The 12,973-nt window shown below is 34.5% G+C and carries 16 protein-coding genes; 5 read left to right on the forward strand and 11 right to left on the reverse strand.

All coding sequences use genetic code 11. The features are described from left to right. Positions 1–21: 21 nt before the first annotated feature. From hscB to iscR, 5 genes are read right to left on the reverse strand one after another with little or no spacing between them, the layout of a single operon-like run. On the reverse strand, positions 22–576 hold the full coding sequence (gene hscB / locus ACQVD9_RS05545; protein WP_264745082.1) for a co-chaperone HscB: 555 nt from the start codon (positions 574–576) through the stop codon (positions 22–24). Continuing rightward, on the reverse strand, positions 554–877 hold the full coding sequence (iscA, locus tag ACQVD9_RS05550; protein WP_264745083.1) for an iron-sulfur cluster assembly protein IscA: 324 nt from the start codon (positions 875–877) through the stop codon (positions 554–556). Before iscA ends, hscB begins: the two co-directional genes overlap by 23 nt. 26 nt (positions 878–903) lie before the next feature. Next, positions 904–1,290, reverse strand: coding sequence for a Fe-S cluster assembly scaffold IscU (gene iscU / locus ACQVD9_RS05555; RefSeq protein ID WP_264745084.1), 387 nt, complete (start codon positions 1,288–1,290; stop codon positions 904–906). Between the two features lie 45 nt (positions 1,291–1,335). Then, on the reverse strand, positions 1,336–2,550 hold the full coding sequence (locus ACQVD9_RS05560; RefSeq protein ID WP_264745085.1) for an IscS subfamily cysteine desulfurase: 1,215 nt from the start codon (positions 2,548–2,550) through the stop codon (positions 1,336–1,338). A gap of 27 nt (positions 2,551–2,577) precedes the next feature. Next, positions 2,578–3,069 (reverse strand): Fe-S cluster assembly transcriptional regulator IscR, encoded by a 492-nt coding sequence (gene iscR, locus ACQVD9_RS05565; RefSeq protein ID WP_264745086.1) that lies wholly within the window; start codon positions 3,067–3,069, stop codon positions 2,578–2,580. A 314-nt stretch (positions 3,070–3,383) separates the two neighbouring features. On the opposite strand from iscR, the gene ACQVD9_RS05570 reads away from it, so the two are divergent. Further along, positions 3,384–4,247, forward strand: coding sequence for a toxin-antitoxin system YwqK family antitoxin (locus tag ACQVD9_RS05570; RefSeq protein WP_264745087.1), 864 nt, complete (start codon positions 3,384–3,386; stop codon positions 4,245–4,247). A 23-nt stretch (positions 4,248–4,270) separates the two neighbouring features. Beyond that, the gene (locus ACQVD9_RS05575; RefSeq protein ID WP_264745088.1) at positions 4,271–5,680 is read left to right on the forward strand and encodes a hypothetical protein; all 1,410 of its coding nucleotides are present in this window, start codon (positions 4,271–4,273) and stop codon (positions 5,678–5,680) included. A 43-nt stretch (positions 5,681–5,723) separates the two neighbouring features. Here the strand turns inward: ACQVD9_RS05575 and ACQVD9_RS05580 are convergent, their stop codons facing one another. From ACQVD9_RS05580 to ACQVD9_RS05595, 4 genes are all read right to left on the reverse strand, one after another. After that, positions 5,724–6,254, reverse strand: coding sequence for a rhodanese-like domain-containing protein (locus tag ACQVD9_RS05580; RefSeq protein ID WP_264745089.1), 531 nt, complete (start codon positions 6,252–6,254; stop codon positions 5,724–5,726). A gap of 4 nt (positions 6,255–6,258) precedes the next feature. Further along, positions 6,259–6,549: an ArsR/SmtB family transcription factor gene (locus tag ACQVD9_RS05585; RefSeq protein WP_264745090.1), complete on the reverse strand. Its 291-nt coding sequence runs from the start codon at positions 6,547–6,549 to the stop codon at positions 6,259–6,261. Positions 6,550–6,614: 65 nt separating this feature from the next. Continuing rightward, entirely contained in the window at positions 6,615–6,983 is a 369-nt protein-coding gene (locus ACQVD9_RS05590; protein ID WP_264745091.1) for a hypothetical protein, read from the reverse strand. 4 nt (positions 6,984–6,987) lie between these two features. Next, positions 6,988–7,548, reverse strand: a complete 561-nt coding sequence (locus ACQVD9_RS05595) for a toxin-antitoxin system YwqK family antitoxin (protein ID WP_264745092.1) — start codon at positions 7,546–7,548, stop codon at positions 6,988–6,990. Between the two features lie 240 nt (positions 7,549–7,788). On the opposite strand from ACQVD9_RS05595, the gene ACQVD9_RS05600 reads away from it, so the two are divergent. Together ACQVD9_RS05600 and rfbA are read left to right on the forward strand one after the other, a co-directional pair. Beyond that, positions 7,789–9,435: an acetolactate synthase large subunit gene (locus ACQVD9_RS05600; RefSeq protein ID WP_264745093.1), complete on the forward strand. Its 1,647-nt coding sequence runs from the start codon at positions 7,789–7,791 to the stop codon at positions 9,433–9,435. Positions 9,436–9,576: 141 nt separating this feature from the next. After that, complete coding sequence (rfbA, locus tag ACQVD9_RS05605; protein ID WP_264745094.1) at positions 9,577–10,452, forward strand: glucose-1-phosphate thymidylyltransferase RfbA; 876 nt, start codon at positions 9,577–9,579, stop codon at positions 10,450–10,452. 55 nt (positions 10,453–10,507) lie between these two features. On the opposite strand, the gene ACQVD9_RS05610 is transcribed toward rfbA, so the two are convergent. Together ACQVD9_RS05610 and ACQVD9_RS05615 are read right to left on the reverse strand one after the other, a co-directional pair. After that, positions 10,508–11,383, reverse strand: coding sequence for a glycosyltransferase family 2 protein (locus ACQVD9_RS05610; protein ID WP_264745095.1), 876 nt, complete (start codon positions 11,381–11,383; stop codon positions 10,508–10,510). Between the two features lie 78 nt (positions 11,384–11,461). Beyond that, positions 11,462–11,920 (reverse strand): YaiI/YqxD family protein, encoded by a 459-nt coding sequence (locus ACQVD9_RS05615; protein WP_264745096.1) that lies wholly within the window; start codon positions 11,918–11,920, stop codon positions 11,462–11,464. A 122-nt stretch (positions 11,921–12,042) separates the two neighbouring features. On the opposite strand from ACQVD9_RS05615, the gene ACQVD9_RS05620 reads away from it, so the two are divergent. Beyond that, positions 12,043–12,969, forward strand: coding sequence for a toxin-antitoxin system YwqK family antitoxin (locus ACQVD9_RS05620; protein WP_264745097.1), 927 nt, complete (start codon positions 12,043–12,045; stop codon positions 12,967–12,969). Positions 12,970–12,973: the final 4 nt, after the last annotated feature.

Here is a 12,973-nt window from a genome sequence, read left to right on the forward strand (position 1 = left end):
TATATTTCTTAATGGTTTAGGTTAATCGTCTAAGTGTTCTTCTAGCTGTTTTACAGACAAAGTTAATTTGTCCATAAATTGCATACGTCTAACAAGCTGTTCAGCATGTAAATAATATTCATGATCTTGCCAGTATTTATCAAACTCTGCTTCTAAGTTAGTTTGTGTTTGTTTAATACGAGTTTTGAAATTATTTAACTGTTTAGTATCAGGTTGTTCTCTAAGCTCATCTAATTCTTCATGCCATTGCATTTGTTGCATAAGAAACTCAGGGTCTTGTACTGTAGTTTCAAGCGGTATATTACTACCTTTTAGACTGAGTAAGTAACGAGCACGTTGTGAAGGTGTTTTTAAAATTTGATAAGCTTCATTTAGATTAGCAGAGTGTTCTAATGCTAAGCGTTTTTCTCTTTCAGTAGCCGATACAAAACGATCAGGATGTGCTGATGCAGCCTTTTTACGGTAACGTTCAGCAAGATCGTTTAAATCAATATTAAAATGTGGCTTTAAATCTAATAGTGCAAAGTAGCAGGGTTTATCACCTCTGCATTCTTCAGACGTTGAAGCTTTCTCCACACCCGCATTCGCCGCGCACGTTAGGGTTGTTGAATTTAAATCCTTCATTTAGGCCTTCTCGTACGAAATCAAGTTCTGTTCCGTCAATGTAAATTAAACTTTTAGGGTCTACAACCACTTTAACACCAAAATTATCAAATACAACATCATTTTGGTCGGTGTCATCAACAAACTCAAGTACATAAGCCATGCCAGAGCAACCTGTTGTACGAACCCCTAAACGAATACCAATACCCTTACCACGGTTAGCTAAAGCGCTTTCTATATGTTTAGCCGCTGCAGGGGTCATAGTAATTGCCATAGAATCTCCTTACCAAATAAGATGGATTAAACCATTCCTTTTTTGGTTTTATAATCAGTAATAGCTGCTTTAATAGCATCTTCTGCTAAAACCGAGCAGTGAATTTTTACTGGGGGCAATGCTAATTCTTCAGCTAACTGGGTATTTTTGATGCTACCTGCTTCGTCTAAGGTTTTACCTTTCATCCATTCAGTCGCTAATGAGCTAGAGGCGATAGCACTACCACAGCCATAGGTTTTGAATTTAGCATCTTCAATAACACCTTGGTCATTGACTTTAATTTGTAAACGCATTACGTCACCACAGGCAGGTGCGCCTACCATGCCAGTTCCTACATTAGGATCTTCAGCATCCATTTTACCTACATTACGTGGGTTCTCATAATGGTCGATCACTTTATCGCTATAGGCCATTGTTTAATTCCTCAAATCAGTTAATACGGTAATTAATCTTTATAATTAGTGGGCTTGCCATTCTATTTTAGAAATATCTACACCATCTTTATACATATCCCAAAGGGGGGATAATTCGCGAAGTTTGCTAACTGCTTCGCAAACTTTTTGTGCAGCTAAATCAACATTTTCTTCTGTAGTAAAACGCCCAAAACCAAAACGAATAGAACTATGCGCAAGCTCATCATTACGTCCTAGTGCACGTAATACATAAGAAGGCTCTAGTGATGCAGAAGTACAAGCAGAACCAGATGATACGGCTAAGTCTTTTAAAGACATCATTAGTGATTCACCCTCAACATAGTTAAAACTTAAGTTAAGAATATTAGGTACGCTATTTTCTAAAGAACCATTCACATACACTTCTTCTAGTTGATTAACTTGCTTGAAGAAATGATCACGTAAAGTTTTTGAATGTTCAGTATCTTTTTGCATTTCTAGTTTTGCAAGGTGAAATGCTTCTCCCATACCAACAATTTGATGCGTTGCTAATGTGCCTGAGCGCATGCCTCGTTCATGACCACCACCATGAATTTGCGCTTCGATTCTTACTCTTGGCTTACGTTGTACATACAGAGCACCAATGCCTTTTGGGCCATATATTTTATGAGCGCAAACAGACATTAAGTCAACTTTAAGTTCTTCTAAATTAATAGGTAGTTTGCCTGCTGATTGAGCAGCATCTACATGGAGTAATACACCTTTAGAACGTGTTAACTCACCAATAGCAGCAATATCATTGATAGTGCCGATTTCGTTATTGACATGCATGATTGACACAAGGATAGTATCTTCGCGTAATGCATCTTTGATCATGTCTACAGTAATTTCACCTTGTTCTGTAGGTGTAAGATAGGTTACTTCAAAGCCTTCACGTTCTAGTTGACGCATGGTATCAAGTACAGCTTTGTGTTCAATTTTTGAAGTAATAAGGTGTTTACCTTTACTTGCATAGAAATGAGCAGCACCTTTTATGGCAAGATTATCTGATTCAGTAGCGCCTGATGTCCAAACTATTTCACGTGGGTCGGCACCTAGTAGGTCAGCCACTTGGCGGCGAGCATTTTCAACAGCTTCTTCTGCTCTCCAACCAAAAATATGAGAACGAGATGCTGGATTACCAAAATTCCCTTCCATTGTTAGGCAATCGATCATTTTTTTTGCAACACGTGGATCTACAGGGGTAGTGGCAGAATAATCTAAATAAATTGGAGAGCTCATCAGTTTTTCCTCACGGAAGAAATCATCTTATTCAAGAAAAGATGTTTCTATTTTATTACTATTAAGTGTATATGCTGTTTGTTGGCGTTCATTTTGCCTACGGGCAACATCACGAATTTCACGTTTATTAACAAGATCAGCTAATGTAATACCACTTAAAAAATCATGTATTTGTTGGCTAAGACCTTGCCATAAATGATGTGTTAGGCAAATATCACCAGAGTTACAACCAGCATGACCTTGGCAACGGGTAGCATCTACTGTCTCATTAACAGCATCAATGACTTCTGCGATGTCAATATTTTCCATACTGCGGGCTAACTGATAACCACCACCTGGCCCACGTACACTGGTTACTAGTTCATAACGACGTAGTTTAGCAAATAATTGTTCAAGATAGGATAGGGAGATATCTTGCCTTTCAGAAATATCAGCTAATGATACTGGATTATGTTCAGCATTGATGGCAAGGTCAAGCATTGCAGTAACTGCATAACGGCCTTTGGTTGTTAAGCGCATTAATTTGCCTCAATATCTATAAATATAGGACTATTATGCTATTTCCTACTATTTTAGTCAACTATTGTGTATTGAGAAGAATATTACTAAATTTAATAAGAATATTAAGAAGAGGTTGATCATTTTAGAGAGTTTTGTGATAAATAGCTATTTTTACTTAAAAACTAGCTGAATTAGTTTAGTTAAATTCTTAATTCCATGACTATACTGTATTATAATCAAAAAATTGTGTAGGTAATGAAAGGGTAATAGCTACAGTGAGGCAATATATAAAGTATCTTTTATCACTAAAACTTTTATTGTTAGTAGGAGTGGTGAATATTGGGTTTGCTCAAAATACTGAGCAACAAGCATCAACAGCAACAAATAATGTTGCTATTGAGCCGGAGAATCTAACACCAGACCAGCGTTTTCGTGCTTCTTTAAAGGAAGGAATGGTTGTTGGATACTTTAATCAGTATTGGGCACCTGTAGATAATATTGATAACAATGGTTATTACCGAAAGATAGTAACAATAGAAGGTGAGAATAGTTTTGTAGTACAAGATTTTTTTGCAGATACTAATAAAAAACAATCTGATCCTGTATTAATTCACAATATCTATGAGTTGAAGCAGTTAGGTTCTTTAAGAAGTATTGAAGGGCCTTATGTTACATGGTATAAAAATGAACAAAAACAGTATGAATTATTGTATAAAGACAAAGGTGTTTTAGATGGTGTCATGCAGGTCTGGTATGACAGTGGTATATTAAAATTAAAAGGTCAATATGATGATGGTAAAAAGGCTGGTCAGTGGACAGAGTGGCATGCTGATGGACGAATAAAATCACAAATTAATTATGTAAATAATGTATTAAATGGACCTTATAAAAAATGGTATGAGAATGGTCAACAACAAACACTAGGGAATTATAAAAATGGTTTGTTAAATGGCTTATGGATAGTTTGGGATAGTAAAGGGGAAAAAGTTTCTGAAGGAGAGTATTCTGCAAATCAGCGCATGGGGTTATGGACTTACTATGCAGAAGGAAAAAAATGGGCTGAAGGCAGTTATATTAACGACTTACAGGATGATACTTGGACATATTGGAAAGAAGATGGCAGTAAAGATAAAGAAATTATCTATCAAAAAGGAGTAAAAATAAGAGAGAGCTATTTCAATCAAGAAACTCAGTAGAAGTTATAATAGATAGGGATATTATGATACGAAAGCTTTTATACCTAATGGGTTTTATTTTTTTAGGACTGTTAGCTGTTTTTGTTATTGGCGTTTTAAAGCAAGAAAAACTAAACCCACAAGTTGCTGATATACTTACTCATAGCCTTGAGATTGATAAAAAGACAATGGAGCAAAATGCTTATGTTAGTTTTATGGGTATTGATGCTCCAGTAGATATGGATTATTTTCTAGTCGGTAAACAAATAATTATTGATAACCAACAAAAGATTAAGGCAGCTATTGTAACCAAAGACTCTAGATTAATGGAGCAATGGAGCTATTATAACCAAGGTAATGCATTAGAACTTAATTACCAAGTGAATGGAAAAGACTACCAATTTCCTTGTAAAAATTTAACAGAGTTAGGTTGTACAAGAAAAATTGTTGAGCATTCTAGATCTATAACACATTTAATAGAAAAAAATCATATTTTATTAGATCGTTATAAACAAATAATTAAATTACCTAATTACAATGGTTATTTCACATCATTATCAGCGCCAATACTTAACTTTCAAAATATGATGCGGCTTACTGAACTAAGGGTAGGTGAGGCAGTTTTACTAATTAATCAAGATCAGGTAGAAAAGGGTATTGTAATTTTACAAGAAGAAATTGATTTTTATAAAAAAATATTATCAGGTCAAGATACCTTAGTTGCTCCTATGGTCGCGATAAGGCAACTATTAACTATTTATCATGTTATTGAAGATTTGTTAGATAAACCTGAATTAATGGATTATTTACATAATGAAGAAATTAATAGCCTATTAAAGCCTTTAACGATATATGAGCAACAAGCAATAGCTCGAGCTTTAATGATAGAGCGTAATGGTGGGCTTTATTTTTATCAGTCGCTTATTAATAAGGACAGATTAACTTTGTGGTTCTTGCTGTTTGATAGAAATGCCTCATTAAATAAAAATTATAAGTTATATGACTCTTTTATACAAAATGCTATGTTGGTTTTACCAGAAGCTTCTTCTTATTATTTACAGCAAGTGAATAAGCAAGATGACAAAAAGGCTAAACATTTCTTAGTATATCTAATGAATGAAAAAGGGATTTTCTTTTTACATAATTTTTATGGTGAAGTTTTACTGAATGTGGCATTACCTAACTATGATAGTTATCAGTTTAGATTATATGATCTATCTCTTTATTTATTGCTAGTAAATACTAAATTGGCTATTAAACAGAAAGGACTTGATAAGCAGCAAGTAGGCGATTGGTTGGTCACTAATAAAATTGTTAATCCTTATAATCAACACCCTTTGCAATGGAATGAGCAGCAACAAATGTTAAGTAGTGATTGGCTAGATGATACTAAATATAAGTATAGTAATAACGAACGAGATGGGATAAAACCAGTTATTTATATAGCGTTTTAATAAAGTTATAAAGGAGTAATTATTAATTACTCCTTTATAGGGTTCACTTATTCCAAGGCATTTGACCTAGAATTTTCATTAATGGACAGCAACCAACGAAACCTGCCGCAATAAGAACAATACCGATAACGGGGATTAAATAGAGAAGGAAGCCAAAGAGACCTGTTAAGAAAGGAATGAGGAAGATTACTAGTAAAACAATACCCAAAGTAATTTGCATTTGTCTAACTAGTGACATTTTGGGGCCGTTTGTATTAGTGCCTAATAGGGTAGGTAATCCTGCTTCTTTCCATGCTACAAGGCCACCTTCCATATTATATACTTTGTCACCTAAATCTTTTGCTAAGTTACTAGCTTGTTGAGATTTTATTCCTCTCATACATTGAAAGATAACTTTCTTAGGCTGCTCTGCTAATACTTGTAGTTGTTGTTGGTTAAGTTGTTCTACAGGTACTGAAGCTGCATAAATAATATGTTCAGCTTGATACATATCGTTATCACGTACATCAACTAGAATAGCATCACCTGCTTTTAACATTTCTTCTGCTTGTTTCGGGGAAATATTAGTAGTCATATTGTTACTCCTTACAAAATGTTTGGTAAAGTACATCCATAATTTTAGTTACTGCTTCGTTACAAATAGAGTAGTACAACACCCTATGGTCGCGCCGAAAAGTAACCATTTTTTCTTGCTTTAATTTTGCTAAGTGCTGGGAAATAGAAGTTTGAGGTATACCCGTAGCTTCTACTAAGGTTGTTACATTCTTTTCGCCTTCTGCTAATAAACAAAGAATTAATAATCGATGAGGGTTAGCAATTCCTTTTAAAAAATTTGCAGCAGTATTAGCATTTTCTTGTATCGTATTCATATTACATCTTTTTCACTTGATGTTTTTATAATATCATAAAAATATAATATGAAAATATTTTTTATTTACTCATCATAATATTGACGAATTTTAGTGAATAGTTGGCCAGCTAACCAACCACCTAAACTGGCTATTGGAAAAACCAGTAAAATAAGTATTTTTAATTTCCAATAAGCAAAAGGAATAAGCAGTACTAAAGAAGCCCAAGGTAGAAAGATTTGACAGACTCTATCCGATTGAACCAAAGGATTAGCTATTGCTAATGTAATAAAGCCACTCATAATAGGAATAATTAAACAGGTTATGACATTAAGCCAGCTAAAATAAAGTAATGCAGTAAATATAATAAGTGCACTTGCTGTACCCACTAGTATTGGAGGCCAAAAATAGATTCTTTTCTTAATCGTATTGGGTTGAGGGTACTGATCAGGCATTTAATTAGATTCCTTTTAAACTAATGCTGTCTTTCTGCCACTGTATAATGCCTGCTTTATAATATACTTGTTTTTCTACATTACCATCCATATCCCAATATTGCCAAAGCCCTTCGGGTTTACCTAATTTATAGTTGCCTTCAATTTCTTTATTGCCATTAATAGAATAATAACTCTTAAACGGGCCTTCGGCATTGCCATTACTGACAATAATATCTAAGGCTTTATGACCATTGATAGACCATAAAATAAGAGGCCCATCAAAAATGAGGTTTTGTAGATTATAGTAATCCAGTGGTTGAAAATAATTGAGGTATTTAGTTTCTTTGATAAGAAAAATATCAGATTGTTTGTCATCAGTTTGTTTGTAGAAATTTTGAACCTTATATCCGTCTGCTGTAACTTCTACAATTTTTCGGTATAGAAAATCATTGTTAGCAACAATGTCTCCCACTTTTATTGAGTGACTTTGAGTAGCAGAGGTAGACTCTGTGTTAGTAGTAGTTGCTAAGAGAGGTAAGCTGGTAGTAACAAGTACTAAACAGTAGTAAATAAATTTGTACATTGTTGATCTATTCATTAACTAACTTTTTTACATATGATTAATTTAGTATAAGTGATGCAAAATATAAATCCTAGCTAAACTAATTTTTTTATCGAACTCTTTGGTAGTAAAGCACTCTATACTAGGATAAAAGTCGTTTAATTATGGACAAATGAATAAAGCTGTTGCATTATTACACGCTTTATTGACTAATTTATTTTATATCATTCTGCGGTGCGAATTTTACGAAGGTAGTAACTGATGACTAAAGCCTCTGATCTTGTTGTGCAATGCCTTGAAAGTGAAGGTGTTAAGTATATTTTTGGTATTCCTGGTGAGGAAAATCTAGATTTATTAGATTCATTATCTCGTTCAGAACAAATTAAACTTATTTTAACACGTCATGAACAATCAGCAGGTTTTATGGCCGCAACCTATGGCCGTTTAACAGGTAAAGTAGGTGTGTGTCTTTCAACGTTAGGCCCAGGTGCAACCAATTTAGTTACTGCGGGCGCTTATGCTTACTTAGGTGGTATGCCATTATTAATGATCACTGGTCAGAAGCCAATTAGACGCTCAAAACAAGGCCGTTTCCAGATTTTGGATGTGGTGGGGATGATGTCTCCATTAACTAAGTTTACCCATCAATTGGCTTCTGCGGATAATATTCCATCTCGGATACGCGAGGCAGTACGTTTAGCAGAGGAAGAAAAGCCAGGCGCGGTTCACTTAGAGTTACCAGAAGATGTGGCAGCAGATGAAACTGATAATACGCCCATTCCAGCCAGTTTAACACGTCGTCCATTAGCAGAAGAAAAAGCCATTCGTGCGGCTGTTTCTAAAATGGAAACAGCCAAAAGCCCAGTATTAGTAATCGGTGCTGGTGCTAATCGTAAAATGACAGCGCGTGTTTTATATCAATTAATTGAGAAAACAGGTATTCCTTTTGTAACAACGCAAATGGGGAAAGGTGTGGTTGATGAGAGTCATCCTCGTTTCCTTGGTAATGCAGCGTTGTCTTCAGGTGACTTTGTACATAGAGCATTAGAGTCAGCGGATCTTATTATTAATGTTGGACATGATGTTATTGAAAAACCACCTTTCTTTATGGTACGTGGTGGTACAGAAGTTATTCATATTAACTTCCGTTCAGCAGAAGTGGATCCTGTTTATTTCCCACAAATTGAAGTGGTAGGTGATATTGCTAATGCTATTTGGCAAATTAAACAAGAGATTATTGTGCAACCTACATGGGATTTTTCTCGTTTATTGGCTATTCGTGAGGCTAATGAAGCTCACTTAAAAGTAGGTGCTGATGATGACCGTTTTCCTATGTATCCACAGCGCTTAGTAGCAGATTTACGAAAAATTATGCCAGCCGATGGTATTGTGACTTTAGATAATGGCGTTTATAAACTTTGGTTTGCCCGCAACTATAAAGCCCATATGCCAAATACAGTATTATTAGATAATGCTTTAGCTACTATGGGGGCAGGATTACCTTCTGCTATGGCGGCACGTCTTGTTCATCCAGATAAACCTATTGTTGCCGTTTGTGGTGATGGTGGTTTTATGATGAATAGTCAAGAATTAGAAACAGCTGTACGCTTAGGCTTACATATTGTGGTGATTATTTTACGTGATGATGCTTATGGTATGATCCGTTGGAAACAATCTAATATGGCGTTTGATGATTTTGGTTTAACTTATGGTAATCCAGATTTCGTGAAATATGCAGAAAGCTATGGTGCTGAGGGACATAGAGTTAATAGTGCAGCAGAGTTTGCACCGTTAGTGCAGAAATGTTTGAATGAGCCTGGTGTGCATTTAATTGATTGTCCTGTGGATTATTCAGAGAATGATCATATTTTAAATCATGAGATTAAAGAATTAAGCGCTAAGATTTAATGGTTTAATTGAATATAAAACCGCCTTTATAGGGCGGTTTTTTGTTAATTGTATGCATAGTCTTATATAATAGGACTTTTAATTAGCTAACATTGAGTTAGTAAAATAATTGGCTAACAAATTTATAGCGTGGAATAAAACATGGGAAAAAGAAAAGGTATTATTTTAGCGGGTGGTTCTGGGACAAGATTACATCCAATTACTTTGGGTGTTTCTAAGCAACTACTACCTATTTATGATAAACCAATGATTTATTATCCAATGTCTACTTTAATGCTGGCTGATATTCAGGATATTTTAATTATTTCTACACCTACAGATTTACCAGGTTTTCAAAGAATTTTTGGTGATGGCAGTGAGTGGGGATTAAATATTCAGTATGCTGCACAACCTTCTCCAGATGGTTTAGCACAAGCTTTTATTATTGGTGAGTCGTTTTTAGGTAATGATCCTAGTTGTTTGATTCTAGGTGATAATATCTTTCATGGTGCTAATTTTTCTATTAGTTTAAAACAAGCTAATCAAAAGCAAACAGGAGCAACTGTTTTTGGTTATCATGTATCTGATCCAGAGCGTTTTGGTGTGGTAGAGTTTGACAAGGATGGTAAGGTATTAAGTATTGAAGAGAAGCCTAAAAAGCCAAAGTCTCATTATGCAGTAACAGGGCTTTATTTTTATGATAATCAAGTAATAGATATTGCAAAAAATATTAAGCCATCACCAAGAGGCGAGCTAGAGATTACTGATGTTAATTGTGTATATCTTAAGCAGCAGTCATTAGATGTACAGTTGTTAGGACGTGGTTTTGCTTGGTTAGATAGTGGTACACATGATTCGTTATTAGAAGCTAGTCAATATGTATATACTCTAGAAAAACGCCAAGACGCTAAAATTGCTTGTTTAGAAGAAATAGCTTTCCAAAAAGGTTGGATAACGGCTGAACAGTTGCAGAAAAAAGCTGAGCAGTTATCTAAAACAAGTTATGGTGAGTATTTAAAGAAAATATTAATGGATTAAGTCATTAATAAAGAAAAAGGGAATATAAATTATTCCCTTTTTTCTTTGCTACTTGTTAACTGAACCATAATCGTAGTAGTCCACGGAATGTCTTTTTATTCCAATATTTCCAAGGTATTTGTTTAAGCACTCGTTTAGCTAGTACTTTATCTCTGGAAGCACTTTTTAAGAACATTGAATTACACATTTTCATTAGTACATCTTGATAATGGGGACTGTCTTTAAAACGTGCATAGGTTTTACAACTATAATCAAACATAAAGGGTAAGTTTTTATAGGTGTTGGTTGGATGCTTGCGGTACAGAGAAAGTACCTGAGGAAGCACATCCATAAAATAACCTGCTTTAGTAATAGCAAGCATAATATAGAGATCTTCTAATCTAATTTCTGGATCAAAGCCACCTATTTTAACGAGTGCTTCTTTGCGAAGCATCAATGTTGCAGCCATAGCGCCAGGTTTTCTATCAAGAAAAATATCATCAAAATCTAAGCGGCGAAAAGGTATGTGGCGATGTTTTTGTTCTTTTTCTGGAAAAAGATTTCCTTCACTGTCAATAATATCCATATTGGAAGCACAGATACCTACTTCTGGTTTATCTTGAATATAGTTAACTTGGGTAGTGATACGTTCAGGCAACATAATATCATCTGAACCAAAGGGGACTATTAACTCACCTTTGGCTCTAGCAATTGCTTCATTTAAGGTTTTTGATAACCCTTTGTTTTCTTGAATTAATAAATCAAAACCATGTTGTTTTTGAAGCTTTGTTAATAGTTCAACACTATTATCTGATGAGCCATCATCAATAACCAGTAGTTCTATGTTAGGGTAGGTTTGATTAATAACACTATTAATCGTTTCTTCGATATAGTGTGCATGATTATAGGAGGAGATAATAACGGTAACAATAGGTGTGTTTTGAGTGTCCATTAATAAACCAGTTAACAAATAAAAAATTAAATTAATTATAACTTATATAGTAGTAGCGAGGTACGTTCGTAAATATATTTACTTTGTTTGATTCTGTAGCCGAGTAAGAATACGATCTAAACTATTAGCAAATTGTTGTTTATCTTTGTCACCATAACTTGCCTGCTGTGAGTTAATCTGGCCTTGATCCCTAAGTTCTGTAAATAAGTTGCGCATCGCTAGTTTGTTGGACATATTATTAGGAGTAAATTCACGGCCTTTAGGATCAAGTACAGCGACTTGTTTTTTTATTAATCTGTCTGCTAATGGAATATCGCTACATATCACAAGATCATTGGGTTGGGAGTGCTCTACTAAATAGTCATCAGCAGCATCCATACCTGTTGGTACAATAATAAGGCTTACCCAATTAAAAATGGGTTTAGTTTGCCCTTGCCCAGCCACTAAAGTGACGTGTAGGTTGCGTTTATGGGCAAATTTATAAACTAATTCTTTAGCAATTTTGGGGCAGGCATCAGCGTCAATCCAAATCTGCATGTAATAATTACTCTTGATTAATAAATAAAATTGATTATAGCATTACGGCTATAGGTTATACTTGTATTTAATAGTGTTTAATTAGTAAATTTAAGACGCTCTACAGCCAATAGATATTTTGCATGAATAAGATAATAACATTGTTTATAGCAGTCTTTTTTTTAGTTTCTGTTGTTAAAGCAGAACAAAAAGAAGGAGCAAATTCAACTCTTCCATGGGAAGAGGGGCAAATTGTGGCTGAGACAGATAGTAGTCATGATACAGCATTGTTTAATTACAGAGTTTATCGTCTTTTTTTAAAGAAAGCTCCTGAAGGATTTCTTGTACAGGAGATATATAAGGATACTAATAATAAAGCGACAGATCCATTTGTGTTAGAAAGAATAGAAGATGTCACTCGTATCCCTTATGTTTACTACACTATGCCTGAGTCAGAGTTAAGTATTACAGGCGCTTATATTATGTGGTATGAGAATGGCATTAAAATGCAGGATGGAAATTATATTGATGGTAAAAAAGATGGTATGTGGACACGTTGGTTTAGTAATGGACAAAAACATGCTGAAGGAATGTATAAGTTAGGAAAACTAGAAGGTTTATGGCGTATGTGGAATATAGATGGTTCCAATATGAATGAAACCTTCTATAAAAATGGACGCTTAGAGGCTGTTTTATCTGATATAAAAGAAGACCAAAAAAGTAAATTAGGTAGCTTAAATGATAATAAAATGGATCGAAATATTTGGTTAGTTTGGGATGAAAATGGTCGTTTAAAGTCACAAGTTATGTTAGTTAATGGCAAAAAAGAGGGTGTTTGGGTTTCTTGGGATGATAGAGGTAAAAGGGAAATGTTAGGCTATTATAAAAATGATAAGAGAGAGGGAGTCTGGAAAACCTTTTGGTTAGATGATGCAGAAACTAAGCGTTCAGAAGGAAAATACAAAAATGGCAAAAAAGAGGGTGTATGGATCTTCTGGGATAAATACGGAAATAAAATAAAAGAAGAACATTATAAACAAGGTAAGTTAGCAAATAGAGTTAATTTATAGTGAT

This window comes from Entomomonas sp. E7T21 (assembly GCF_058693955.1).